This is a genomic window from Microbispora amethystogenes (assembly GCF_016863015.1).
In the GTDB taxonomy this organism is placed as follows: Bacteria; Actinomycetota; Actinomycetes; order Streptosporangiales; family Streptosporangiaceae; genus Microbispora; species Microbispora amethystogenes.
Window position 1 is genome coordinate 129191 of the sequence record NZ_BOOB01000017.1, and the last position, 26356, is coordinate 155546.

The window sequence follows — 26356 nt, forward strand, 5'->3', positions numbered from 1 at the left end:
GTGCGGCCGCACCGGCTTATATCCCTGGACGTTAGAACTTACTTCGACATGAACGAAGTGGCCATCTTTTGTGACAGGTATGCAAGGATATAGCGCATGCACCGAAAGGCGAGTCCGATGTTACGGCGAGGATGACTGGAGGGTCGTCACTTGCCTGACTTCGCGATACTCGCCCTGTTCGCGTCACTCGGCGCGCTCCCCGTCGCCGCGCTGGCGATCCTGGCTCTCCGGCTGCGCCGGCTGCGCGCCATGCAGGCCGAGGCCGTCCGCCAGGCCGCGGCCGAGGCCCGGGAGCAGTTCGGCCGGGACGTGCACGACCTCGTGAGCAGCCGGCTGTGGCTGGCCACCCTGCGCAGCGAGCTCGCCTACCGCCTCGCCGAGGAGGACAACCCGCTGCGGCCCGCCCTGGCCGACGTGGTGCAGGCGATCCGCCAGGCCGCCGCGGACATCCGCAACGTGACCCGCTCGTTCCAGGACGTCTCGCTGCCGTCGGAGCTGGCCAACGCGCGTGCCGTGCTCCGCGCATACGGGACCGACTGCAAGATCGAGGTGACCGACGCGGAGCTCTCGGACGAGATCGGCGCGACGCTCGCCATCATGGTGCGCGAGGCCGTGACCAACGTCGTGCGGCACAGCCGGGCGACCCTGTGCGTCATCGAGATCGCCCTGCGCGCTAGCACGGTGACGCTGACCGTGGCCAACGACGGCGTCGACCCCTCCGCCCCGTCCGGCGCCGGCAGCGGCCTGGACAACCTCCGCACCCGCGCGGCCGCGCTCGACGGCGTCGTGGGAACGGTCCTCGACCCCGACGGCTGGTTCCGCCTGGTCGCCGAGATCCCCAGCAGGGGCAACATCCGCCGCTGAGCGGACGGACCGCTCCAAAGCACTCCACGCCTCCTTCGGCATCCCCCCGCGCTCTTGACCTGCCGTTTGACAGATGACCTCACCGCGACCTCACCCGCGGCCTCCCGGTGACCGTGGAGAGCGTCACCACCTGACCCGTGACCGCGTCATGGTTCGTTATGTGCAGATTTCACATGGCGCAGTTGACGGGCGTAACTTGGCCCGTCCCCGCAATTCCGGAATTCTTACTTGTGACCGGCCTAAGGGGACATCTGGTGATTAGTAAGTACGAGATTTACTGCCTCGCAGATCCCTTGTTCTACGACACCCTCGACAGCAAGCGCGCGGAGCATCCGGATTTCTCCGTGGCCGCGCGGCCCACCCCCGAGGGGTGGGCGCATCTCGCGACCGGAACGTGGCTGCACTACGCGCCGGCCGGCGCCACGTTGCCCACCCAGGGCTGGAAGATCCACATCTCCTCCTCCGTACGGGAGGCGGAGCGGGTGATCGCCGCGGCGTGGGACTACTGCGTGCCCCGCGGGCTGGCCTTCAAGTTCCTGCGCGGCCGGCGCGTGATGACCATGCAGAACTCCAAGTACGCCTTCCGGGGGTCGAGCGGCAAGCTGGTCACCGTCTACCCGGTCGACGAGGCCCAGCTCGAGCTGACGCTCAAGGAGCTGGCCGAGGTCCTCGACGGCGTCGAGGGCCCGTACATCCTCAGCGACCTGCGCTACGGCGACGGACCGATGTACGTGCGGTACGGCGGGTTCGCCGAGCGCCACTGCCTCGACGAGAGCGGCGAGCAGGTCCTCGCGATCGAGAACGCCGACGGCGAGCTCGTCCCCGACGTGCGCGGCCCGGGGTTCTCCCTGCCCTCCTGGGTGCCCCTGCCGGCCTTCCTCGAACCCCACCTGGCCGCGCGCAACGCCGTGACCATGGAAGGCGTGCCGTACCAGGTCGACAGCGTCCTGCACTTCTCCAACGGCGGCGGCGTCTACCTCGCGCACGACACACGCACCGGTGAGAAGGTGGTGCTGAAGGAGGCGCGCCCGCACGCCGGCCTCGACGTGGAGGGACGCGACGCGGTCACCCGCCTCCGGCACGAGGCCGAGATCATGGAGCGCCTCGCCGGGCTGGACTGCGTCCCCCGCCTGCACAGCCACTTCACCGTCGGGGAGCACCACTTCCTCGCGCAGGAGTACGTCGACGGCACCTCGCTCAGCCAGCTCATCGCGCAGAAGCACCCCCTCACGCGGGCCGACCGCACGCCGGAGATGAGCACGGACTACGCGGAGTGGGCCGTCACGATGCTCGGCAAGGTGCGGGCGGCGGTCGCGGCCCTGCACGAGCGCGGCGTGGTGTTCGGCGACCTGCACCCCTTCAACATCCTCGTCGACGGCGACCGGGTGGTGCTGATCGACTTCGAGGTCTCCTCGCCGGTCGAGGAGCGCAGACGGCCCACACTGGCCAACCCCGGCTTCGTCCCGCCGAGCGGCCTCGCCGGCGTCGAGGCCGACGAGTACGCCCTGGCCTGTCTGCACCTCGGGATCTTCGCCCCGATGACCACCATGCTGCTGCAGCTCCACCGGCCCAAGGCCGCCCAGCTCGGCAGGCTGGTGAAGGAGACGTTCCCGGTGCCGCCCGAGCTGATCGACGGCGCGGTGGCGACGCTCCTCGGCGACACGACCGGCGTGCACTCCGCCGTCCATTCCGCCGTCCATTCCGCCGTCCATTCCGCCGAGCCGGAGCCGAGCCGGCTCTCCGAGGGCTGGCCCGCGCTCCGGGACGCCCTGGCGACGGCGATCCTCGCCTCGGCGACGCCGGGGCGCGACGACCGGCTGTTCCCCGGGGACATCGTCCAGTTCGAGCCCGGCGGCGGCGTGAGCCTCGCCAACGGCGCGGCCGGCGTGCTCTACACGCTGGCCGCGACCGGGGCCGGGCGCTTCCCCGAGCACGAGGAGTGGCTGGTCAGGCGGGCGGCGGAGCCCGGCATCGGGATCGGCTTCTACAACGGGCTGCACGGCGTGGCGTACGCGCTGGAGGAGCTCGGCCGGCGCGAGGACGCGCTCGGCGTGGCCGAGCGGTGCCTGCGGGAGCCCTGGGAGGGGCTCGACCTCAGCCTCTACCGCGGCCTGTCCGGCGTGGCCCTCGCCCTGATGCGCCTGCACGACGCGACCGGCGAGCCCGAGTTCCGCGAGCGGGCCGCGCGCGTCGTCACCGCGGTGGCCGACCGGCTCGGCGGCCCGGACGACGTCCCCGAGATCAGCGGAGGCAGGTATCCGCACGCGGGGCTGATGTACGGCTCGTCGGGGCCCGCCCTGATGTTCCTGCACGCCTACGAGCGCACCGGCGACCCCGGTCTGCTCGACCTCGCGGCCACCGCGCTGCGCCAAGACCTGCGCCGGTGCGTCGGCCGCGAGGACGGGCAGCTCCAGGTGCAGCAGGGCTGGCGGACCAACCCCTACCTGGACGAGGGGTCGGCCGGCATTGGGCTGGTGCTCGACCGCTACCTCGCTCACTGTGAGGACGACGACTTCGCCGGGTCGCTGGCGGCCATCCGGTCGGTGCTGACCCTTCCGTACTACGTCCAGTCGGGGCTGTTCGCCGGCCGGGCGGGCATGATCGCCTGCCTGTCGTCCGGCTCGCGCCCCGACCCCGGGGCCGCCGAGGCGCAGATCGCCCGGCTGGCCTGGCAGGAGCTTCCGTACCAGGGCGGGCTGGCCTTCCCCGGGGCCCAGTTGCTCCGCCTGTCCATGGACTTCGCCACAGGGAGCGCCGGCGTGCTGTTCGCGCTCGGCACCGCGCTGCACGACGAGCCGGTCCGCCTCCCGTTCCTTGAACCCCCCGGACGGTCCCAGGCGCAGGCCCCCCTGCGTACCGCCGCCGGGTCGCATGTCCCGACCAGCCCCGGAAGGAGGTGAATCGCAATGGCGCTTCTCGACCTGCAGACCCTCGAGGCCCCCGGTGGCCACGGTGGCGGCGGCGGCAGCAACCTCAGCCTGCTCGCCTGCACCCCGCACGAGAACAGCAGCCTCAGCCTCATCTGCGGCTGACGCACCCGCTCGACCCCACTTCCGGGGTGAACCATCCAGGCAGTGAACCATCCCAAAGGGAGATGATCCACATGGCGCTTCTCGACCTGCAGACCCTCGAGGCCCCCACCGGTGGCGGCGGCGGTGGCACCCAGGGCAGCAACCTGAGCCTCCTCGGCTGCACCCCGCACGAGAACAGCAGCCTGAGCATCATCTGCGGCTGACGGCACCTCGCTCAACCCGACCTGCTCGACCCGACTTCCGGCACCGTGTTCCAACACCGGTTCCAACACCGGTTCCAACACCGTGTTGCAGCACGGTGCCGGGTCAACCATCCAGGCAGCGAACCATCCACGCAAAGGGAGATGATCCACATGGCGCTTCTCGACCTGCAGACCCTCGAGATCCCCGGCGGCCACGGCGGCGGCGGTGGCACCACGGGCAGCAACCTGAGCCTGCTGGGCTGCACCCCGCACGAGAACAGCAGCCTGAGCATCATCTGCGGCTGACAGTCGCGGCTGCTGACGCATGAAGCGAAGGTCTGGGCGGTCGTCGCGGCCGCCCAGGCTTCCGCGTTTCCGGGCTGAAGGCGTTTCGGGACTGGAGGACCCCTGGTGAGTTCCCGTACGGCGGACCTGCTGATCGCGCGGGCCGTCCGGCGCGGCGGTCCCTGGCTCGCGGTGCTGACGGTGACGGCGCTGGCAGGCGCCGCGGCCGACCTGCTCGTCCCGGCGGCGCTCGGCCGCGCGCTCGACGCCGTCGTGCGCGCCTCCCCCGACCTCCCGGAGACGGTCGCCGCCGCCGCGCTGCTGGCCGGGCTCGTCGTCGTGTGCGACGCGCTGGGCGTGCTCGCCGCGGGGGTGAGCGGCGCGCGGGCCGCCCGGTGGCTTCGCACCCGGGTCGTGACCCACACCCTGTCGGCCGGCACCGGGATGACCCGGCATCTCGCGCCCGGGGAGATCGTCACCCGCGCCGGCGTGAACGTCGAGGAGGCGGGGCGGACCCCGGAGGCCGTCGTGACGGCCGCCACTCTGGTCATCCCGTCGGCCGGCAGCGTCGTCGCCCTCGCGCTGATCGACCCGTGGCTCGCGGTCACGCTGGTGGCCGGCCTGCTGCTGATCGTGGCCGTGCTGCGCGCGTTCATGCGGAAGACCACCGCGGCCTCCGGCGGCTACCAGGAGGCGCAGGGCCAGATCGCGGGCATGCTCGTCGGGGCGCTCGCCGGGGCCCGCACCATCAGCGCGGCCGGCACGGAGGACCGCGAGGCCGCACGGGTGCTGGCCCCGCTCCCCCGGCTGCGCGCCCACGGCCTCGCGCTGTGGCGGCTGCAGGCGCGGGCCGGTGTGCAGGCCGCCGTCGTCGTCCCGCTCCTGGAGATCGCGGTGCTCGCCGTCGGCGGGCTCCGCCTGTCGGCGGGCGGCCTCACCGTCGGCGAACTGCTCGCCGCCGCACGCTACGTCGTGCTCGGCGCGGGCCTCGGATCGGCGCTGGGCTACGCCGCGCGCATCGCCCGCGCCCGATCGGCCGCGCAGCGCCTGGAGCAGCTTTTCGCCGTGCCGCCCCCGGCGTACGGATCCCGCCCGCTGCCGCCGGGCCCGGGGACCCTGGAACTGCGTGACGTGACCGTACGGGCCGACGGGGTCCAGCTGCTGAGCGGGATCAGCTTCGTGGTGCCGGGAGGCACCTGCACGGCGGTGGTCGGCCGCTCCGGCTCGGGCAAGTCGTCGCTGGCCGCCGTCGCCGGTCGGCTCGCCGACCCCGAGCGGGGCGTCGTGCTGCTGGACGGCGTGCCGCTGCGGGAGCTCGCCAGGGAGCCGCTGCGGCGCGCGGTCGGGTACGCCTTCGAGCGCCCGGCCCTGTTCGGCCGCACCCTGGGCGAGGCCGTCGGCTTCGGACTCCCGGCTCACGACGAGAACGACGAGAACACGGTGCGGGCCGCCGCCGTCGCCGCCTGCGCCGACCCGTTCGTCCGCAGGCTGCCCCTCGGGTACGCCACACCGGTCGAGGACGCGCCGATGTCCGGGGGCGAGATCCAGCGGATCGGCCTCGCCCGCGCGTTCGCCCAGGCCGGGCGGGTGCTGATCCTGGACGACGCCATGTCGAGCCTCGACACGGTGACCGAGCGGCAGGTCGGGCGCGCGCTCACGGGCAGCCTGGCCGACCGCACCCGCCTGGTGGTGGCCCACCGGGTGACGACCGCGGCCCAGGCCGACCAGGTCGTGTGGCTGGAGGACGGGCGGGTCCGCGCGATCGGCACGCACGAACGGCTGTGGGCCGATCCCGGCTACCGGGCCGTCTTCCAGGCGCCCGTCTTCCAGGAACAGGAGGCGTCGTGAGGCGGCGGGTCGTCCTGGACGCGCTGTGGCGCGAGCCGTCCCGGCTGCTGCGGCTGGCCTGCTGGTCGGTGGCGGAAGCCCTGCCCTCGCTGACCGGCGGGTACGCCGTCGCACGCGCGGTGGACGACGGGTTCGTGGCCGGCCGGCCCGGCCTCGGGATGGCCTGGCTCGGGGTCCTCGCCGCCGCGTGGGCGGTGGCCGCGGTGTCCGCCCGGCAGGTGCTGCTGCTGATCGCCGGCATCGTCGAGCCGTTCCGCGACGACCTGCTCAGGCGGGTGGTGACCGGGGCGCTGCGGGCCGGGCGGGGCGGCGACAGCGCGGCCGTCGCCCGGATGAACCATCAGGTCGAGCTGGCCAGGGACTCCTTCGGCGCCATCATCACGGTGGTCAGGTCGTTCGTGTTCACGCTGGTCAGCGTGGCAGTGGGGCTGTCGACCCTGGCGCCCGCCGTGGTGCCGCTCGTGCTGCCCCCGGTGGCCCTCGGGCTGGGCCTGTTCCTCGTCTCCCTGCCCTCGCTCGCCCGGCGGCAGCGGGAGTTCATCGTCGCCGACGAGCGTACGGCGGCCGCCGTGGCCGCGATGGCGAGCGGACTGCGCGACGTGACCGCCTGCGGCGCGGAGGAGCGGGTCGCGGCCGAGGTCGGGCAGGCGGTGGCCCGGCAGGCGGCGTCCGCGCGGGCGCTCGCCCGGGTGACCGCGACGCGGACGCTGTCACTGGCGGTGGGAGCGTGGCTGCCGGTCGTGCTGCTGCTCGCGGGCGCGCCCTGGCTCGTCCGCCAGGGGATCACCGGCGGGGTGATCCTCGGCACGCTGACCTACGTGATGCAGTCGCTCGCCCCCGCGCTGGGCGGCCTGGTGCAGGGCCTCGGCGTCAGCGGCGTACGCCTCGCCGTCACGCTGGAGCGCATCCTGCACGTGCCCGGGCAGCCGGCTCTGCATGGCGACACCGAGCCGGACAGCGCCCGCCTGGTGCTGCGGGGCGTCCGCTTCGCGTACGGCGCCGCCGGCCGGAAGGCCCCCGAGCCGGTCATCGACGGCCTGGACCTCGACGTGCCGGAGGGCGACCACCTGGCCGTCGTCGGCCCGAGCGGGATCGGCAAGTCCACGCTGGCCGCGCTGGTCGCCGGCCTGCTCACGCCGGACGAGGGCGAGGTCCTCGTCGGCGGCGTCCCGGCCGCCCAGGTCCGCCCGGCCGCCCGCGCGCTGATCCCCCAGGAGGCGTACGTCTTCCCCGGCACCCTGGCCGAGAACCTGACCTATCTCGCGCCCGGCGCGACGCCGGAGCAGGTGGACGAGGCGGTCGCGGCGTTCGGGCTCACGGACCTCGCACAGCGCTGCGCGGGCGGCCCGCTCGACCCGGCCGAGCTGTCGGCGGGCGAACGGCAGCTGGTCGCGCTGGCCAGGACGTACCTGTCCCCCGCCCGGCTGGTCGTGCTCGACGAGTCGACCTGTCACCTCGACCCGGCGGCGGAGGCGCGGGCGGAGGCCGCGTTCGCGGCGCGCGGCGGGACGCTGGTCGTGGTGGCCCACCGCATCTCGTCGGCCCTGCGCGCCAGGCGGGTGCTCGTCATGGACGGCACCCGGGTCAGGCTCGGCTCCCACGAGGAGATGGTGGCCGCGTCACCGCTGTACGCCGACCTCGTGGGCCACTGGACCGGTCACCGGGCCGGCCGGAGCGAGGAGCTACCGGCGGGGGCGGTAGCGGAGGATGCCGATGTCACGCCCGGCCGACGGCCAGAGCCAGCCGCACTCGGAGGCGATCTGAATCGCCTCGACGCGTGAGCGGGCGCCCACCTTGCCGAGGATGCGGGACATGTAGTTGCGCACGGTGCCCTGCGACAGGGACAGGCGGGCGGCGATCTCGCAGACGGTGGCCCCTCCGGCGGCGGTCTCCAGGACGTCCAGCTCGCGAGCGGTCAGCGGGTTGCTGTCGGCGTCGAGTGCCGCCACGGCCAGTTCGGGGTCGATGACCCGCTCCCCCGCGGCCACCCGGCGGATGCAGTCGATGAGATGGGCCGGGGAGGCGTCCTTCACCACGTAGCCGCGCACGTTGGCGTCCAGGGCCTTGCGCAGGGCCGTGGGCGTGCCGAGCCCGGTGAGCACGACGGTCTTGCAGGAGGGTAATCGGCGGTGCAGCTCGGCCGCCGCGGTGAGGCCGTCGACGCCGGGCAGCCCGATGTCGAGCACCGCGACGTCGGGGCGCCGCAGACAGCCCAGCCGCACGATGTCCTCCCCCTTGTCCGCCTCGGCCACGACCTCCAGGTCGTCCTCGCTCGACAGCAGAGCGACCAGCGCCTTGCGGATGAGGTGCATGTCCTCGGCGAGCATCAGTCGGATCAACCCAGACTCCCTACCACGTGAAGCGAGCGGGTGCTCGCCCTGTGTGACCGCGACCTCACCCACTATGGCCGCCGAATGTGAGCACCGGGACCTCTCTACCCGAACTGTCATCTTTAATCTGCGGATGAGTCAGGAAAAAACGGGACGCCCGGCTCCCTGAGGAAGCCGGGCGTCCGTGAACTGCAAATCTGTTCGTTTTCCCAGGATATTCCCAGGTTGTCTCTCTGGGCTGGGGTGTGCCTCTTAGTGGTGGTGCCGGATCACCTTGACGTAGTCGGTGGCCTCGGAACCCTTGAGACGCCGGGTGCCGTCGAAGCGCACGCCCCAGGTGCCCGACTGGTAGGCCCGCACCCGCGTGGCGAAGTCGCCGTCGCCGTCGGTCCTGATGGTGTCGACGTACCGCCACTTGCGGGAGCCCGCGGGCAGGAAGTAGACGCCGACCTCCTGGGAGCCCAGCCAGTGCCAGTCGTGCCAGTAGTCACGGCTGTCATAGCAGTTGTCGTCCCCGCCGCGGCGGCCGCTGTAGCCGTCCCAGCCGAAGTACCAGTCGGAGTAGCACTGCGCGACCTGCAGCTCACCCTTGAGGGTCAGCGCACGGCCCTTGCGGACCGGCTCGGGCGTGGCGTCGAAGCCGACGATGCGGGTCGCCTTCGGGCCCGACGGACGCGGCGCGTGCCAGTCCGTGCGCTTGACCCTGAAGGAACGCTCCGCGGTCAGCGTCCGGCCGTCGAGGCCCTCGGCCTCGATCCGCACGCTGTAGACGCCTTCCCGGTCGTGCCTGTCGAAGCTCCACGACTGCGAGAAGGTGTCGAAGGACGGGCCGTCGTGCGGGCCGCCCTTACGCTTGCCCCACCAGGGGCCGTCGTGGCCACCGTGGCCGCCGCCGTGACCATCACCGTGCCCGCGGGACCCGGACAGGGTGAAGGTGACCTTCCTGACGTCCTTGGTCCTGACCGAGGCGGAGACCGTGGCGGAGCCACGTCCGCTCACGACGACGACGTCGGGGTTGACGCTGAACCCGAGGATGCGCGCCTGGGGCACGTACGGGCGCCGGCCTTCCGGGGTCGGGGTGGGCGTGGGGGTCGGCGTCGGTGTGGCCGAGTCTGTGGGCGTCGGCGTTGATGTGACCGGGTCCGCGTACGCGGGCGCGGTCGCGAGCGCCGTGGCGCCCATGGCGATCACTGCCAGGGCGGTAGCAGCTCGTTTCACCATGAGGGTGTGTCCTCTCCCCGTGTTCACTCGCGCCCCCGGGTTGGGGCGCGCCAACGTCATAGACGTAAAAAGGAAAAGGAAAGTTGCCAGGTTTCTCAGAGTAAACTGTAACAAGTCTGTAACTGTCCCTTATATGCCACTTCTGTCCTTTATATGGCATTCAAGGGTGGTTTATGCCTCTCGTTCCGAGCTGACGTCGGCGGCGTAGCGGGGCGAGCCCGCGTACTCGGCCCGCCAGGCGCCCTGGCCGTCCTCCCGCGTCCGGGCGCTGAACCAGCCGTCCCTCCGGGTGACCGCCTCGCCGACGGGCCGCCACTCGGACGACCCGCTGGGCCGGAAGGAGATCCTGACCCGCTGCCCGGGGAAGGGCCGGTAGTCGACCCGCCCGCCCGGGTCGACGCGCAGCAGCGTCCCGGTGACCCGGGTCTCGTCCCCGCCCCGGCCGCGTGCGACCTTGAGCCCCTCGATCTCGGTCGCCCGCCGCAGATGGAACACCGCCCGCGCGACGGCCGTACCGCCCCGGGCGTCCACGGCGGTCGCGGTGACCGTCCAGGGCCCGCTCGGATACCACCGCGACAGAGGCCGGTCGGGCAGGAAGCGCCACGTCTCCCATCCCCCTGCGCTGTCTCTCCCGGCAGCACTGTCTCTCCCGGCTGCGCTGTTTTCACCGGCTACGCCGTGCTCATCGGCGGTGCTGCCTCTCCCGGCGGTCCCGGCCCGAAGCGGCCCGGCGGCCTGTCCGTCTCTGGCCGCGCCGACGATGCCGGGCATCGCGGAAGCCAGGCCGCTCAACCCGGGCACCCCCGGAACCCCGGGCACCGTCGCGGGAAAGGCGCCGGGCACGCCAGGTCGTACGGGGAAGCGCGGACGCACGGCCGGGGACCTGGGCATGGGTTCGGGCCTCGAACGCGGCGATCCCTGCCAGAGACCACCCGGCCCGAGACCACCCGGCCCGAGACCACCCGGCCCGAGCACCGGGCCCGGCAAGGGACCCTGCTCATGACCCTGCTCATGACCCTGCACAGGACCCGGCAGCGGCACGGCGTCACCGGACGGCGGCAGGGGGCCGTCGCCCGGCTCCCCTCCACCGTGCTCCCCTCCACCGTGCTCTCCCCCACCCGGGCCCTCACCACCGGATTCGTCACCACCCGGTTCCCCGCCACCGGGTTCGTCACCACCGGCGGAGGGCGCGCGGCCGGGTTCGAGGACGACCGAGACGCGGTTCGCGCCGCGCGCCACCACGTCGACGACCAGCCGCACCGATCCGGCCGGCCCGACGACGGGGTCGGCCGGCCGCACCACGACCGAGCGGATCGCCGTCTCACCGCCCGCTGGAGCCACCGGCGCGAGGGGTGACGCGGCGAGAGATGACGCGACAAGTGCGGGCACGAGGAAAGGCGTCGTCATGCCCCGAGACCGTACGCACGACCGGCGCGCGTCCCGCCCCCGACACTCTCCCCGGCCGGTAAAAGTTCCCCCGGCTCAGCCCTCCGCGTACAGTTCCTCGATCAGGTCGGCGTACCTGGCGTGCACGACGCGGCGCTTGAGCTTGAGGCTCGGGGTGAGCTCCTCGGTCTCGGCCGTCCACTCGACCGGCAGCAGCCGCCACCGCTTGACCTGCTGCACCCGGGCGAGCTTGCGGTTGGCGGCCTCCACCGCCGCCTCGATCTCCTTGAGCAGGTCCGGATGCCCGGCCAGGTCGGCGAGTGACTCGAAGGCGATGCCGCGGGCGCGCGCCCACTCGGGGGCGACCTCCCCGTCGAGGGTGAGGATCGCCACGGGGTACGGCCGTCCCTCGCCGTAGGCGAGTGCCTGCCCGATGAGCGGGTGCTCCTTGAGGTGGCCCTCGATGCCGGCCGGGGAGACGTTCTCCCCTCCGGAGGTGATGAACAACTCCTTCTTGCGGTCGACGATGCGGACGAACCCGTCCTCGTCGATCGACCCCACGTCGCCGGTGTGCAGCCAGCCGTCGGCGTCCAGCAGTTCGGCGGTCGCCTCGGGCAGGCCCAGGTAGCCCCGGGTGTTGAGCGGGCTGCGAGTGAGGATCTCGCCGTCCTCCGCCACCCGCACCTCCACGCCGGGCTCGGCCCGTCCCACCGTGCCGAGCCGGAAGACCTCCGGGCTGTTGACCGTGAAGGCGCCGGTCGTCTCGGTCATGCCGTAGACGTCGATCACCTTCAGGCCCAGACCGCCGAAGAAGCGCTGCACCTCCGGCGGCATCGGCGCGGCGGCGGTGGCGCACCAGCGGGCCCGGTCGAGCCCGATCAGGCCGCGGATCAGCGACAGCAGCGCGGCGTCCGCCCGCTCGTACGCCTCCCGCACCTCGGACGAGACCGTGTGGCCGTACTGCTGCCCCTCGATGTAGGCGAGCCCGGCGGCCATCGCGGCGCGGACGTTCTCCTGCTGGTCGGCGGGCTGGGAGGCCAGCAGCGCCTGCAGCCGGGCGGCCATCTTCTCCCAGACGCGGGGCACGCCGAAGAACAGCACCGGGCGCACCTGGCCCAGCGTCGTGGCGAGCGCGTTCAGGTCCGTGCAGAAGTACACGTGGTTGACCTTGAACAACGGCAGGTACAGGCTGAGCGCCCGCTCGGCGATGTGGGCGTAGGTGAGATAGGAGATCTGAGTCCCCTGCTCGGGCAGGTCGATCATCCGCTGCGTCGCCGCGATCTCGAAGAGCACGTTCGCGTGGGTGAGCGGGACGCCCTTGGGCATGCCGGTCGTGCCCGAGGTGTACAGCACGCTGAGGACGTCGTCCGGGGCCACCTCCCGCGAGCGCCGCTCGACCGCCTCCGGGTCGGCGGCGTACGCCCGCGCGCCGATCGTCAGGAAGTCGTCCCAGCTCATGAAGCGGTCGTCGCCCTCTGGGGCGCCCTCCAGCATGATGATCCTGGTCAGCCCGGGCAGCTCACCGAACACGGGCGCCCAGCGGGCCAGGTCGCCGGGGCCGCCGAGCACCGCGATGCGCGCCCCGACGTCCCGGGCGACGTACGCGACCTGCTCGGGGGCGAAGGTCGCGTAGATGGAGCAGGAGACGGCGCCCGCGTGGACGGCGCCGAGGTCGGCCAGCACGTGCTCGCTCCGGTTGACCAGCATCAGCGCGACCGCCTCACCCGGCCGCAGGCCGAGCGCGGCGTAGCCGGCGGCGATCTCCAGCACGCGCCGCCGCGCCTCGGCGTACGTCAGCGTGCGCCAGCCGCCGGCTGCGTCGGAATCGGAGGGGGCGGGATCGGAGTAGGCGGGCACGTCCGGGTGCTCCTGCGCGGCCCATCTGAGCTGTTCGCAGAGGGTCCTGCCCGCGATTTCGCGTTCGATCGCGGCCCGCTCCTCGAGAACACCGGCCATCGTGCCTCCCACCGGGTATGTCGCACGCGTGGCCTGCATCGCATCACAGCGGATCACCGAGGACAAGACTCCGCGGGCGGGGAGCGCACGAAAGCGTCATCTCAAACGGACAAACAGGACATAAAGGCATATAAAGTTGCTGAGATGATGCGTGATCGGGGGGTACGCATGGCATCCGGACAACCAGGGCCGCCTGCCGGGGAGCGGACGTTCTTCGGCCATCCGCGAGGACTGGCCACCCTCTTCGGCACGGAGATGTGGGAGCGCTTCAGCTACTACGGCATGCGCGCCGTGCTCGTGCTGTTCCTGACGGCGCCCGCCACCCGTGGCGGCATGGGCCTGCCGGAGACGACCGCCGTGGGCGTCTACGGCGTGTACGTCGCCTCGGTGTACCTGCTGGCCCTCGTGGGCGGCTGGCTGGCCGACCGGCTGCTTGGGGCGCGCAGAACCGTCCTCGTCGGCGCGTCGGTGATCATGGGTGGCCACCTCAGCATGGCGATGCCCATGGGCGGCGGCTTCGTCTGGCTCGGACTCGTGCTCATCGCGCTGGGCAGCGGCCTGCTCAAGCCGAACATGGCGGCGCTGGTGGGCGAGCTGTACCGGCACGAGGACGACGCCCGGCGCGACTCCGGCTACACGATCTTCTACATGGGCGTCAACCTGGGCGCGTTCCTCGGCATCATGATCGTGCCCTGGCTGCAGACCGGCGGCCGCTGGCACCTCGCCTTCGGCGCGGCGGCGGTCGGCATGCTCTTCGGCCTCGTGCAGTACATACGGGGCCGGGCGACCCTGTGCGGCGCCGGCGAGGAGCCCGACCACCGGCTCACGCCCGCCGAGGAACACCGCTTCAAGCTCGTCGCCGGGCTCGGCCTCGCCGTCGCCGCGGGCGGGCTGGCCCTGTGGGCGGTCAGCGGGACGCTCACCGTCGACCGCTTCGCCCTCGTGCTCACGGTCGTGACGGCCGTCGTGCCGATCGCGTACTTCGCCTTCCTGTTCTCGTCCCACGAGGTCACCGCGGAGGAGCGCAGGGGACTGTTCGCGTACGTGTGGCTGTTCCTCGGCGCCGCGATCTTCTGGCTCGTCTACGACCAGGCAGGAAGCTCGCTGCTGCTGTTCGCCAAGAAGGACACCGACCTCGACGTGTTCGGCTTCACGATCCCGCCGGGCTGGGTGGGGAACATCAACTCCCTCGCGATCATCGTGCTCGCCCCGCTGTTCGCCGAGATGTTCCTCAGGGCGGGCACCCGGATCAGCACGCCGCTCAAGTTCGCGATCGGGCTGGTGATCGTCGGGCTGAGCTTCGTCGTGATGTCCGTCGCGGCGGGCGTCGCCTCGGACGGGGTGAAGGTCTCCATCATGTGGCTGCTGTCGGTCTACCTCATCCAGACCATCGCCGAGCTGTTCCTCAGCCCGGCCGGGCTCTCGGCCACCAACAAGCTCGCCCCCCGCGCCTTCGAGAACCAGCTCATGGGCGTGTGGTACCTCGCGATGGCCCTCGGCGACTCCGTCGGCGGCCAGACCTACCGGCTGACCACGGTCGTGCCCATGCCCGTGTACTACCTGGTCCTCGCGCTCGCCGCGGTCGCCGCGGGCCTCCTCATGCTCCTGTTCGTCCGCAGGCTCCGCGTCCTCATGGCCGAACACCACCTGCCCCCCGTGCCCGCCTCGTCCTGACCACTTCGACTGGAACCCCGTCAGCCGAAGCCGGGTCAGGACGCTGATAGGGGACTATCGCGCCGCGACCAGACAGGCCGGGCCCCTACGGACCCTGGCTTCCGGACCGGCCCAGCCCGGCCCGCACCGTACGCAGAATCCGGCCCTGCCGGCGTCCGCCTCTACACCCGCAATCGGGTGGTTCGGGGGTTGCGGTAGGTGAAGGCCCAGCGGTCGTCTCCGATCTTGCGGCGGGTGTAGCGAGTGGGGTGGCGGTAGCGGTCGCGGTTGTGGAACTGGCAGGCCGGTCCGAGCAGCTTGAGGTCGGTCAGTCCGCCGCGGCTCCAGTCGTCGGCGTGGTCGATCTGGCACAGGGTGGCGGGCAGCGGGCAGCCGTCGACCCAGCAGGTGGCATACCGGGCGAAGACCGCCCGGCGCTGGGCCGGGGTGGCCAGGCGGACCTTGCGGCCCATGTCCAGCACCTGCCCAGCGGCGTCCATGACGATCCTCACCAAAGTGCTGGTGCGAGCCAGCCGGTGCACGCTGGAGACGGGCAGCAGATGCCCGGTCGCCAGGATCAGCCCCGGCAACCCCCGCAACCACACCCCCGGCGGACCATTCACCCCCACCCCAGGCCGAGCGTGGGCTCCTGGCCAGGCACCGCCGCCACGTTCCGCACCCGGCGGAGCGTCGGCTCCCACCCCCGTCCAGGCCTCACCGCCCAGCCAGGCACTGCCACAACCCAGCCGGGCGTCACCTCCCAGCCAGGCACCGCCACCATATTCTGAACCCGGCGGCGCGTCGGCTCCCGCTTCCGACCAGGTGTCACCTCCCGGCCAGGGCTCACCCGGCCAGGCACCGCCGCCATGTTCCGCACCCGGCGGAGCGTCGGCTCCCACCCCCGGCCTCCCGCGCGGCGCCGCACCCGGCGCGGAGGAATGCCGGTAGTCCACCGCCTCACAGTCAGGACAGCCGCCACCGCAGCGGTCCTCACCGGGCAAGCCGGGAGCACGGCACTCACTCGGGCGGTCTCCGTTAGGGCAACTGTGAGCACGGCGGTCCCCGGGACAGTCCCCGCTGGGGCCGCCCTCGCTGGGCCTGTCCTCGGTGTGGGGGCCAGGCGCGTCGTCACGCTCGGGTGAGGGATCAGGGGCAGGCGCCTGCTGCGCACATGTGCGCCGCGAATCCCTCGCTCGGTGTCTCCGCGTGTCTGTCTCGTCGGCGCGGCCCTGCCAGGTGTCACTAACCTCACCAACCCCGCCACGGTCGGCGGGGTCCACGGTGCCGACGGGGTCGGCGGAGTCGGCGGGGTCGGCCGAGTGGGAGCGCGGCCCGGCGGGGTCCAGGCCGCCCGTGGCCGAGCACCCCTGAGCGGAACGCTCGCCGCCACGGGTGGGAGCATCCTTGACAGGGTCTTGGCCGACGGGTGCCTCAGCCCACTGCTCATCGCTCCGCATCGGTGCATCGCTCTCGGACCGGTCACTGTCGCACTGGGATATGTCGCTCTCGCAGCGCACCCTGTCACGCCCTGGCACATCATCAGCGCGGGGTTCGCCGCCGGGAGCAGCCGCGGAGTGCTCAGGGCCCGGGCGCTCGTCGTCGGGGTCGGCGGGCTGGTCTGTTGAGGGATCCGTGCCTGCGGGGTCGTCTGCTAGATCGTCTGTGGGGTCCGTGCCTGCGGGTTCGGTGCTCGCGGGTTCGGTGCCTGGGGAGTCGGTTGTGGGATCGTCTGTGGGGTCCGTGCCTGCGGGTTCGGTGCCTGGGGAGTCGGTTGCGGGATCAGCTGTGGGGTCGTCGGGGAGGGATTCGGCGTTGACCAGTACCAGAAGCTCGGTCGCGATCTTGTTCTCCAGGAACGCGATCAGCGCGTCGGCGTTCCGCACACTCAGCGTGCGGTCATCACCCTCGGCCTTGGGCTTGGCGTAGACGTCCAGCAACTGCTGCAGCCGCGCGGCGGCCTCCACCGGCAGGTAGAACTCCCCCTCCACACCACCGCTCCTACGTCGGCGCACCCTCAAGAACCGGCGGTCGAAGTCCGCCTGTTCGTCCTTCTCATGCCCGTCGGGGTCCAGCACCGCGCGCAGATACCGCCCCGCCTTGGCCACCTCCGCCGCACCCGCCGACCGCGCCAGCTCCAGCAGGATCCCTTCGGCGGTGGCGGCCTGGTCGTCGGTCAGCCCGGCGGTGGCCGTGCAGATCGCCTCCACGACCCCCTCGGGCAAGCCGCCCTCCGCGAACAGGCGACGCACCTCGTGCAGGCGGTGCAATTCCATGCTCATCGTCAGCAACCGGCCGGCTCCCGCAGGCGTCATCCCCCCGGCGCTACGCAACCACAACTTGGTGGACGCATGCCCATGGCCCTTCGCCTCGCCGGCCCGATGGACGCGGCCGACTCGGGCCGCCAGCGCCGAGGTGATCCGGTCGCGCGCCGACAGCAACTCCCCGGCCTCGGCCAGGCACATCTCCGCCGCCTCGGGCACCGGCACCAGCGCCACCACCCGCGCCGCCTCAGCAACCGCAGCCACCGCCACCCACGACGACGACCCCGCGCCACACGCACCAGGAGAAGCACCACCGGAAGCACCACCGAAGGCACCAGCAGAAGCAGCACCGGCGGCGCCACCAGGGACGCCACAGGAAGCGCCACCGGTATCCCCTTCAGGGCCCTCATCCCGATTCTGGCCCGCAGCGTCGCGGGCAGTGTCAGAGGCGCTACCGGACGCACCGTCGGAAGCGGTGCCGAAAGCATCAGCAGGGCCACCGCTGCCGGCGCGCCTGATGCCGCCAGGAGAGACACCGTCAGGAGAGACACGGCTCGCGGTCCCGTTTCCGCTGTATTCAGCACCGGGGACATTGCCGCGACGAGTATTGGATGGACGGGCAGAGTCGGGCGATTCCGTCGATTCTGCCGAGTCGTTGAACCGGCTCGCGCACTTTCGTGTCGCAGGGTCGACAATCGGCACATATGCGCGGGCGAGCGAATCTTCGGCGGACCACAGGGGCGAGCGGGCGATGAGCTGCTCCCACCAGCCGTCCGTACCAGTATCGTTCGAACGAGTGAGGCACTCAGGATCAGCGTCGAACAGATCCATCACACCTCCCTGCTAGATTCGAAATCCTGTATTAATTCTTCCACATCGGCCGCTCAAGAACAGCCCCGCGCGACGATTAGGTTGGAGCCACAGACTGATTCCCAATTGTCGAATATGCGGCTCTGTCGATCGATTGTCGATCTATCTCTGAATAGTCAGCCAGAACAGCTACAGCGTCGGCGTGAGCGGCTCCCGGGATTGGTAGCCCGATCGGAAGCCGGCCAGAGAGCCTCCTGGGAAGGCCGCGCCGGAGACCCCGTGCGAGGCGGCAGATGAGGCAGCCGGGGAGGCGCCGAGGCGGCGTACCGCATCCTCCAGCACCGCCGGAGGCTGGGTGAACGCCAGCCGCACGTATCGCTCCAGCGTGCCGTCCACGCCGAACCACGGCCCCGGGGCCAGCCGTACGCCCCGGGCGGCGGCGGCCTCGGCGACCGCGCTCGCCACCGGCGTGTCGAGCCGTACCCAGAGCGACCCGCCGCCGGGCGGCGGGGTGAAGGCCCATCCAGGTAGTTGCTCGCGCAGGAACTCGATGAGCGCGGCGAGCGAGGCGCCGAGCGTGCGGCGGCGCTCGGCCCGCGCCTCCTCGATGCGCTCGAACAGGCACGCCACCACGAGCTGGTCGAATACGGCGCTCGCGATGTCCACGGCGGCACGCAGCAGGGCCAGACGCCGCACCATCGCCGCGGTCGTCCGGATCCAGCCGACCCGCAGGCCGCCCCACCACAGCTTCGACGCCGATCCCACGCTGATCACCCGTCCGTCGGTGTCGAACGCGGCCAGCGGCGTCGCGCGTACGGCGGGGTCCAGCGCCATCTCGGCCCAGACCTCGTCGGCGATGAGCGTCGTGCCGTGACGCCGGGCGGCCCCGACCAGCGCGGCGCGGCCGGCGTCGTCCATCAGGTGCCCTGTGGGGTTCTGGAAGTCGGGGATGACGTAGGCGAGGCGGGCCGCCGACTGGCGCATCGCGCCGCTCACCAGGTCGAGGTGCCAGCCGTCCTCCTGGACGCCCACCGGCACCAGTCGTGCCGACCGCAGGCGGGCCGCGTCGATCGCGTGCGGGTACGTCGGCGATTCGACCAGCACGGGGTCCCCCGGCCCCGCGAGCAGGGACATGACCAGGTGGACGGCCTGCTGCGCCCCGCCCGTCACGAGGATCTGCTCGGGCCGGGTGGGCAGCCCCCGCTCGCCGTACCGGCGGGCGATCGCCTCCCGCAGCGGCGTGAGCCCGAGCGGGTGGTAGCCCGTGCCCAGCGCGTACCGGTGGTAGACCCGCCCCGCCTCCTCCACGGCCTCGCCGAGGAGGCCGGTCGCGGGCGGGGCGGCGGCGTGCAGCGGCAGCAGCCCGTCCTCGTCGGAGGCGAGCCACGGGTTGTCGGCGCCCAGCGCGCCGGGGTCCGGCAGGGCGGTGCGGCTTCCCGACCCCTGCCTGCTCTCCAGGTAGCCCTGCTCGCGCAACCGGTCGTACGCCGTGGTCACGGTGGTGCGGCTGACCCCGAGCGACTCGGCCAGGTGTCGTTCGGGCGGCACGCGCACCCCCACGGCGAGCCTCCCGTCGAGGATCAGGCCGCGTACGGCGTGCGCGAGCGCCCGGTAGTACGGACGCGCGCCGGGCGGCACCCGGACGAGCCTGGCGAGCTGAGGAGCGCTGACATACCGGTCCATGCGGACCAATTTCGCTGATTGGCCCTTTTATGGCAAGCCATTGGCCTGCACCATTGAGCCCACTATGACCGAACTCTCCCTTTCGCGCCCTCGCTCGCTCACGTTCCGGCTCGTCCGTCTCTATGTCGGCCTGGCGCTCTACGGCGGCGGGATCGCGCTGCTCGTCGAGTCGGGCCTGGGCCTCGACCCCTGGGAGGTCTTCCACCAGGGCCTCTCGATCCGCACCGGCTGGTCGATCGGCATGTGCATCAACCTGGTGGGCGCGCTGGTGCTGCTGCTGTGGATTCCGCTGCGGCAGCGGCCCGGCCTCGGCACGATCAGCAACGTCCTGGTGGTGGGCACGAGCGCCGACGTCGTGATGTGGCTGGTGCCCGCGCCCGGCGTGTGGCCGGTCCAGTGGACCTTCCTGCTGAGCGGGATCGTGGCCATCGCCGCCGCCTCGGGGCTCTACATCCACGCCGGCTTCGGCCCAGGGCCGCGCGACGGCCTGATGACCGGCCTGCACCGGATGGGCCTGTCGATCCGGCTCGCCCGTACGATCGTCGAGCTCACCGTGCTCGCGGCCGGCTGGCTGCTCGGCGGCACCGTCGGCATCGGCACCGTCGTCTTCGCCCTGGCGATCGGCCCGCTGACGCAGGTCTTCATGAAGCTGTGGGCCCCGGCCGGGGTCACTACCCGGTCACCGGGTACGCAGCCGTCATGACGCGGGACAGGACACGCCGCGCGGGGAGGTGAGCGCATGCGGATCGAGGACTACGCCCTGGTCGGCGACACGCAGTCGGCCGCCCTCGTCGGCCGGGACGGCTCGGTCGACTGGCTGTGCCTGCCGCGCTTCGACTCCCCGTCGTGCTTCGCCCGCCTGCTCGGCGACGAGTCCAACGGCTTCTGGCGCCTGGCCGCCGCGGGGCGGGACACGGCCGCCCGGCGGGCGTACGTCGGCGACTCGCTGGTGCTCGCGACCGACTGGGAGACCTCCACCGGGACGGCCAGGGTGCTCGACTTCATGCCGGTCCGGTCCGGCAACCCCGACCTGGTACGGGTGGTGGAGGGCCTGGCGGGAACCGTCGAGATGACGACCGAGATCCGCATCCGCTTCGACTACGGGCGCATCGTGCCCTGGGTGCGCCGCACCGGCGGCCACCTGCACGCGGTCGGCGGGCCCGACTCGGTCTGGATCCACTCCCCCATCCACCTGCAGGGGAGCGACTACCGGCACCAGGCCGCCTTCACCGTCTCCGCCGGGGACCTGGTGCCGTTCGTGTTCACCTGGCACCCCTCCCACCAGCCGCGGCCGAAGGCCATCGACCCTCTCGCCGAACTCGGCCTGACCGTCCGGCTGTGGCAGGACTGGGCCGCGCGCTGCGGCTACCGCGGCCCGTGGCGTGACGCCGTAGTCCGGTCGCTGATCACGCTCAAGGCTCTGACGTACAGCCCGACCGGCGGCATCGTGGCCGCGCCGACCACGTCCCTCCCCGAGCACCTCGGCGGGGTGCGCAACTGGGACTACCGCTACTGCTGGCTCCGCGACGCCGCGATGACGCTCGACGCGCTCCTGCGGGCCGGATACGTCGAGGAGGCCGACGCCTGGCGCGTGTGGCTGCTGCGCGCCATCGCCGGCCGCCCCGAGGACCACCAGATCATGTACGGCGTGGCCGGCGAGCGCCGCCTGCCGGAGACGACGCTCGACTGGCTGTCCGGCTACGAGGGCGCGCGGCCCGTCCGCATCGGCAACGGCGCCGCCGGCCAGTTCCAGCTCGACGTCTACGGCCAGGTGGTCAACGCGCTCTACCGGGCCCGCAAGCAGGGCATGGCGCCGGACGACTACACCTGGGCGCTGCTGGTGAAAGGGGCCGAGTTCCTCGAACGTCACTGGGACCAGCCCGACGAGGGGCTGTGGGAGGTGCGCGGGCCGCGCCGCCACTTCGTCCACTCGAAGATCATGGCCTGGCTCGCCATGAACCGCATGACCCGGGGCGCGGCCGAGCTGGGCCGCACCGGGCCGTTCGAGCGGTGGGGCGCCCTGCGTGACCGCATCCACGCGGAGGTGTGCGAGAAGGGCTACGACCCCGTCCGCAACACCTTCACCCAGTCCTACGGCTCAACCGAACTCGACGCCGCCCTCCTGCAGATCCCCATCGTCGGCTTCCTGCCCCCCGACGACCCCCGCGTCACCGGCACCATCGACGCCGTCGAACGCGAACTCATGACCGACGGCTTCGTTCTCCGCTACCCCACCGCCGAACACAACCCCGTCGACGGCCTCCCCGGCGGCGAAGGCGCCTTCCTCGCCTGCAGCTTCTGGCTCGCCGAAGCCCGCGCCCTCACCGGCCGCCACACCGAAGCCGTCGAACTCTTCGAACGCCTCATCAACCTCACCAACGACGTCGGCCTCCTCGCCGAGGAATACGACCCCCGCACCAGACGCCAACTCGGCAACTTCCCCCAAGCCTTCAGCCACATCCACCTGATCCACACCGCCCAGGCGCTGAGCGGCGCGCCCGCGCGCCCGGAGCCGGGCGCCCTGTGACCGTACGGAGAGCTCTCAGGCGGAAAACGCGATCCACACGTCCGGTGGCAGGTCGGGCCGCCCCGGCACGGGCCTGCGCTCCTCGGTCCACGCGCCCGGGGCGATCTCCCCGGCGACGCGGCGCCAGAAGCGTACGGCGGCCGTGTTGGCGTCCTGGAAGGCCACCTCCCAGGAGCCGGGGTGCCTGGCCGTCACCTGCCGCACGGCGCGCAGCCCGATCCCCGACCTGCGCACGCCGCGTACGACGAAGAAGGCGCTCAGGACGCGCGTCCGCGCGGTGAGGCCGCGGACGAGAGCGAGACCGGCGGGGCGTTCGCCGCTGGTCAGCAGGTACGCCGCCCAGTCCGGGTCACGGAACGCCGCCTGGAGCCGCTCCCCGCGGAAGGTCCCGTCGGGATTGGGCAGCACTCCGCCGAATTTCGACATGTCATGCCGGAACATCAGCCACAGACGCTCCAGCACGGGATGGTCGGCGGCATCGGCGAGGCGGACGGCCAGATCGGGCATGACGGGTCCTTCACGACAGGAACGGGAGCAAGAGCGGAAGCGGGCGCCGGAAACAGGCACCGGAAACGCCGAGAGCCTCCCGGCGGAATGTCCGGCCGGGAGGCTCTCAGTCGTGCACGAATAATATCAAGGCCCCCTATACCGCAGTAGTAGGGGGAAATTGGCCTGTCCCCGGCGGGCCCGGCCGCGCGTACGGTGACGGCAGCCCCACCCGAGGCGCGCCTCGCGGTGGCAACCCCCCGATCGAGGAGACCCCGATGCGCCTGTCACGGTTCCTCCGCGCCCTCCCGGCCCTGGTCCTGGGCCTCGTCCTGCTGTCACCCGTGCCGTCCGCCCACGCCGGAGCGAGCGGGGCGAGCACAGTGAGCGGGGCGACCACAGTGAGCGGGGCGACCACAGTGAGCGCCGTGCGTGTGCTCCGGTACGACGCGAGCCGGGCGGCCGAGTTCCGCACGGTGATCGACCAGGCGGCCCAGGTGTGGAACGCCAGTGTGACCAACGTCCGGCTCGTGGCGGGCACACCGGCCGACTTCGCCGTGCTCGCCGACAACGGCTGGCCGCGTACGAGCCGCACCAGCCTCGGCCGGGGCACCATCTGGATGGGCCGGGAGGCGACGAGCGAGGGCTACTACCCGCTGCGGATCGCCACCCATGAGATCGGCCACATCCTCGGCCTGCCCGACCGGCGCACCGGCCTGTGCTCCGACCTGATGTCCGGTTCCAGCGCCCCGGTGAGCTGCACCAACGCCAACCCCAGCGCGGCGGAGCGCAGCGCCGTCAACGCCAACTTCGCCGGTTCCGCCCTGCTCGGCGGATCCGCGGCGCTCTTCGTCGACCGCCCGGACGCCGCGAGCCTGGCTCCAGCGGCATAGGAACAGCGTATGAGCAGGGTAGGAACGGCGTACGCACCGCGCCCCCCGGGTAGCGTGGCGGGCATGCGGATCGAGGACTACGCCCTCGTGGGCGACATGCAGTCGGCCGCCCTCGTCGGCCGGGACGGCTCGGTCGACTGGCTGTGCCTGCCGCGCTTCGACTCCCCGTCGTGCTTCGCCCGCCTGCTCGGCGACGAGTCCAACGGGTTCTGGCGCCTGGCCCCCACCGGCCACGAGGAGGCGACCCGCCGGGCGTACGCGGGGGACACGCTCGTCCTGGAGACCGTCTGGGAGACGTCCACCGGCGCGGTCAAGGTGATCGACTTCATGCCGCCCCGCTCCGCCAACCCCGATCTCGTACGGATCGTGGAGGGCCTGTCGGGCACGGTCGAGATGAGCACCGAGATCCGCATCCGCTTCGACTACGGGCGCATCGTGCCCTGGGTGCGCCGCACCGGCGGCCACCTGCACGCGGTCGGCGGGCCCGACTCGGTCTGGATCCACTCCCCCGTCCACCTGCGGGGCGGCGACTACCGGCACGAGGCGACCTTCACGGTCTCCGCCGGGGAGCGGGTGCCGTTCGTGTTCACCTGGCACCCCTCCCACCACCCGGAGCCCGAACGGATCGATCCCCTGGAGCAGCTCGGCGAGACCACGGCGATGTGGGAGGCGTGGTCGTCCCGGTGCGGCTATCGCGGCCCGTGGCGCGACGCCGTGGTCCGGTCGCTGATCACGCTCAAGGCCCTGACCTACAGCCCGACCGGTGGCATCGTGGCCGCACCGACCACGTCGCTGCCCGAGCACCTCGGCGGGGTGCGCAACTGGGACTACCGCTACTGCTGGCTGCGCGACGCGGCGATGACGCTCGACGCGCTGACCGGCTCGGGGTACGTCGAGGAGGCCGACGCCTGGCGCTCCTGGCTGCTGCGGGCCATCGCCGGCCGCCCGGAGGACATCCAGGTCCTGTACGGCGTGGCCGGCGAGCGCCGCCTCCCGGAGACGACGCTCGACTGGCTGTCCGGCTACGAGGGATCCCGGCCGGTGCGGATCGGCAACGGCGCGGCCACGCAACTCCAGCTCGACATCTACGGAGAGGTCGTCAGCGCGTTGTACGAGGCGCGCAAGCAGGGCATGCCGCCCGACGACCACGCCTGGGCGATGATCACCGCGGTGATGAGGTTCTTCGAGAACAACTGGGACCAGCCCGACGAGGGGCTGTGGGAGGTGCGCGGGCCGCGCCGCCACTTCGTCCACTCGAAGGTGATGGCCTGGGTCGCGGCCGACCGCATGGTCCGGGTGATCGAGGAGCTGGGCCGGGAGGGCGACGTGGAGCGGTGGCGGGCGCTGCGCGACCGCATCCACGCGGAGGTCTGCGAGAAGGGCTACGACCCGGTCCGCAACACCTTCACCCAGTCCTACGGCTCAACCGAACTCGACGCCGCCCTCCTGCAGATCCCCATCGTCGGCTTCCTGCCCCCCGACGACCCCCGCGTCACCGGCACCATCGACGCCGTCGAACGCGAACTCATGACCGACGGCTTCGTTCTCCGCTACCCCACCGCCGAACACAACCCCGTCGACGGCCTCCCCGGCGGCGAAGGCGCCTTCCTCGCCTGCAGCTTCTGGCTCGCCGAAGCCCGCGCCCTCACCGGCCGCCACACCGAAGCCGTCCACCTCTTCGAACGCCTCATCAACCTCACCAACGACGTCGGCCTCCTCGCCGAGGAATACGACCCCCACACCAGACGCCAACTCGGCAACTTCCCCCAAGCCTTCAGCCACATCCACCTGATCAATACGGCGCTGGCTCTCCAGTAGCCGTCAGGGTGTCTCAGGCAGCGGGCCGTCGGCGTGCGGGACCCGCTCGGCGGGGATGACGCCGAGGCGTCCCGCCTGGTAGTCCTCCATCGCCTGGATGATCTCGGCGCGGGTGTTCATCACGAACGGGCCGTAGTGCGCGACCGGCTCGCGGATCGGCCGCCCGCCGAGGAGCAGCACCTCCAGCGCGGGCTCGGCCTGCGGCTGGGCGGTGTCCGCGGCGAGGGTAAGCGACCCGCCCGGGCCGAAGAGGGCGAGCTGGCCCTTGCGGACCGGCCGCCGCTCGGCGCCCACGGAGCCCTGACCGGCCAGCACGTAGGCGAGGGCGTTGAAGTCAGGGTTCCAGGGCAGGTCGAGCCGGGCGCCCGGGCTGACGGTCGCGTGCACCATCGTGATCGGGGTGAACGTGACGCCGGGGCCGGCGTGCCCGTCCAGGTCTCCGGCGATTACCCGGAGCAGCGCGCCGCCGTCGGCCGAGGCGAGCAGGGCCGCCTCACGCCCCCGGATGTCCTGGTAGCGGGGCAGGTGGAACTTGTGCGCGCGGGGGAGGTTGACCCACAGCTGGATGCCGTGGAAGAGCCCGCCCGAGACCACCAGGTGCTCCGGGGGCTTCTCGATGTGCAGCAGGCCGGACCCGGCGGTCATCCACTGGGTGTCGCCGTTGGTGATGGTGCCGCCGCCTCCGTTCGAGTCCTGGTGCTCGAAGACGCCGTCGATGATGTAGGTGACGGTCTCGAAGCCGCGGTGCGGGTGCCACGGCGTGCCCTTCGGCTCGCCGGGGGCGTACTCGACCTCGCCCATCTGGTCCATGTGGATGAACGGGTCGAGCAGCGACTGCGGCACCCCGGCGAACGCGCGCCGTACGGGGAAGCCCTCGCCTTCGAAACCGCTGGGGGCGGTCGTCACCGACCGTACGGGGCGGGGTCCGGCGACGGCCGGATCGGGTGCGGCGACGCGGGGCAGGGTCAGGGTGTCTGCGGTGACGGCGGGCATGGCCACCTCTCCTGGTTTAAAGTTCAACTTCTTACGCGTTGAACCAAGCCCGCCCGCAGGACATTCCCCGCAGCTCAGGAACGGCAGCTCAGGAACGGCAGCTCAGGAACGGCAGCTCAGGAACGGCG

21 protein-coding genes are annotated in these 26356 nt (G+C 72.1%); 13 read left to right on the forward strand and 8 right to left on the reverse strand.

Annotated elements, in window-relative coordinates; translation table 11 throughout:
• Positions 1-150 precede the first annotated feature (150 nt).
• The 7 genes from Mam01_RS12945 (at position 151) to Mam01_RS12975 (ending at position 7992) form a co-directional block, all read left to right on the forward strand.
• A complete protein-coding gene (locus Mam01_RS12945; protein WP_204285595.1) occupies positions 151-864 on the forward strand; it encodes a sensor histidine kinase in 714 nt (237 codons plus the stop codon).
• 254 nt (positions 865-1118) lie between these two features.
• Positions 1119-3764, forward strand: a complete 2646-nt coding sequence (gene lanKC, locus Mam01_RS12950; RefSeq protein WP_204285596.1) for a class III lanthionine synthetase LanKC — start codon at positions 1119-1121, stop codon at positions 3762-3764.
• Between the two features lie 6 nt (positions 3765-3770).
• Entirely contained in the window at positions 3771-3896 is a 126-nt protein-coding gene (locus Mam01_RS12955) for a SapB/AmfS family lanthipeptide (protein ID WP_150934675.1), read from the forward strand.
• Positions 3897-3967: 71 nt separating this feature from the next.
• A complete protein-coding gene (locus Mam01_RS12960; RefSeq protein WP_111698776.1) occupies positions 3968-4099 on the forward strand; it encodes a SapB/AmfS family lanthipeptide in 132 nt (43 codons plus the stop codon).
• 150 nt (positions 4100-4249) lie between these two features.
• A complete protein-coding gene (locus Mam01_RS12965; RefSeq protein WP_204285597.1) occupies positions 4250-4384 on the forward strand; it encodes a SapB/AmfS family lanthipeptide in 135 nt (44 codons plus the stop codon).
• A gap of 105 nt (positions 4385-4489) precedes the next feature.
• On the forward strand, positions 4490-6211 hold the full coding sequence (locus Mam01_RS12970; RefSeq protein ID WP_204285598.1) for an ABC transporter ATP-binding protein: 1722 nt from the start codon (positions 4490-4492) through the stop codon (positions 6209-6211).
• Entirely contained in the window at positions 6208-7992 is a 1785-nt protein-coding gene (locus Mam01_RS12975) for an ATP-binding cassette domain-containing protein (protein ID WP_204285599.1), read from the forward strand. Before Mam01_RS12970 ends, Mam01_RS12975 begins: the two co-directional genes overlap by 4 nt.
• Here Mam01_RS12975 and Mam01_RS12980 read toward each other — a convergent pair.
• From Mam01_RS12980 to Mam01_RS12990, 3 genes are all read right to left on the reverse strand, one after another.
• Positions 7894-8550: a response regulator transcription factor gene (locus Mam01_RS12980; RefSeq protein ID WP_204285600.1), complete on the reverse strand. Its 657-nt coding sequence runs from the start codon at positions 8548-8550 to the stop codon at positions 7894-7896. The two genes, Mam01_RS12975 and Mam01_RS12980, sit on opposite strands and share 99 nt — an antisense overlap.
• 243 nt (positions 8551-8793) lie before the next feature.
• A complete protein-coding gene (locus tag Mam01_RS12985) occupies positions 8794-9762 on the reverse strand; it encodes a hypothetical protein (protein ID WP_204285601.1) in 969 nt (322 codons plus the stop codon).
• Between the two features lie 171 nt (positions 9763-9933).
• On the reverse strand, positions 9934-10293 hold the full coding sequence (locus tag Mam01_RS12990) for a hypothetical protein (RefSeq protein ID WP_204285602.1): 360 nt from the start codon (positions 10291-10293) through the stop codon (positions 9934-9936).
• 468 nt (positions 10294-10761) lie between these two features.
• Here Mam01_RS12990 and Mam01_RS12995 point away from each other — a divergent pair, with 468 nt between their 5' ends.
• Positions 10762-11118, forward strand: coding sequence for a hypothetical protein (locus Mam01_RS12995; RefSeq protein WP_204285603.1), 357 nt, complete (start codon positions 10762-10764; stop codon positions 11116-11118).
• 126 nt (positions 11119-11244) lie between these two features.
• Here the strand turns inward: Mam01_RS12995 and Mam01_RS13000 are convergent, their stop codons facing one another.
• Entirely contained in the window at positions 11245-13104 is a 1860-nt protein-coding gene (locus Mam01_RS13000) for an AMP-dependent synthetase/ligase (protein ID WP_204285604.1), read from the reverse strand.
• Between the two features lie 168 nt (positions 13105-13272).
• Between Mam01_RS13000 and Mam01_RS13005 the strand changes: the two genes are divergently transcribed.
• The gene (locus Mam01_RS13005) at positions 13273-14778 is read left to right on the forward strand and encodes a peptide MFS transporter (protein ID WP_150934666.1); all 1506 of its coding nucleotides are present in this window, start codon (positions 13273-13275) and stop codon (positions 14776-14778) included.
• 161 nt (positions 14779-14939) lie between these two features.
• Here the strand turns inward: Mam01_RS13005 and Mam01_RS13010 are convergent, their stop codons facing one another.
• Together Mam01_RS13010 and yczR are read right to left on the reverse strand one after the other, a co-directional pair.
• A complete protein-coding gene (locus Mam01_RS13010; protein WP_204285605.1) occupies positions 14940-17282 on the reverse strand; it encodes a DUF222 domain-containing protein in 2343 nt (780 codons plus the stop codon).
• A gap of 735 nt (positions 17283-18017) precedes the next feature.
• The gene (gene yczR / locus Mam01_RS13015) at positions 18018-19511 is read right to left on the reverse strand and encodes a MocR-like transcription factor YczR (RefSeq protein ID WP_204285606.1); all 1494 of its coding nucleotides are present in this window, start codon (positions 19509-19511) and stop codon (positions 18018-18020) included.
• A 64-nt stretch (positions 19512-19575) separates the two neighbouring features.
• On the opposite strand from yczR, the gene yczE reads away from it, so the two are divergent.
• Both yczE and Mam01_RS13025 read left to right on the forward strand, forming a co-directional pair.
• Positions 19576-20214 carry a membrane protein YczE gene (gene yczE / locus Mam01_RS13020; protein WP_204285607.1) on the forward strand — a complete coding sequence of 213 codons (639 nt, stop codon included), beginning with the start codon at positions 19576-19578 and terminating at the stop codon, positions 20212-20214.
• A gap of 36 nt (positions 20215-20250) precedes the next feature.
• Positions 20251-22038 (forward strand): glycoside hydrolase family 15 protein, encoded by a 1788-nt coding sequence (locus Mam01_RS13025; protein ID WP_204285608.1) that lies wholly within the window; start codon positions 20251-20253, stop codon positions 22036-22038.
• 15 nt (positions 22039-22053) lie between these two features.
• On the opposite strand, the gene Mam01_RS13030 is transcribed toward Mam01_RS13025, so the two are convergent.
• Positions 22054-22545 (reverse strand): GNAT family N-acetyltransferase, encoded by a 492-nt coding sequence (locus Mam01_RS13030; RefSeq protein WP_204285609.1) that lies wholly within the window; start codon positions 22543-22545, stop codon positions 22054-22056.
• A 257-nt stretch (positions 22546-22802) separates the two neighbouring features.
• Between Mam01_RS13030 and Mam01_RS13035 the strand changes: the two genes are divergently transcribed.
• The gene (locus Mam01_RS13035) at positions 22803-23417 is read left to right on the forward strand and encodes a snapalysin family zinc-dependent metalloprotease (RefSeq protein ID WP_204285610.1); all 615 of its coding nucleotides are present in this window, start codon (positions 22803-22805) and stop codon (positions 23415-23417) included.
• A gap of 63 nt (positions 23418-23480) precedes the next feature.
• A complete protein-coding gene (locus Mam01_RS13040; protein WP_204285611.1) occupies positions 23481-25235 on the forward strand; it encodes a glycoside hydrolase family 15 protein in 1755 nt (584 codons plus the stop codon).
• Positions 25236-25238: 3 nt separating this feature from the next.
• On the opposite strand, the gene Mam01_RS13045 is transcribed toward Mam01_RS13040, so the two are convergent.
• Positions 25239-26228, reverse strand: coding sequence for a pirin family protein (locus Mam01_RS13045; RefSeq protein ID WP_150934658.1), 990 nt, complete (start codon positions 26226-26228; stop codon positions 25239-25241).
• Positions 26229-26356: the final 128 nt, after the last annotated feature.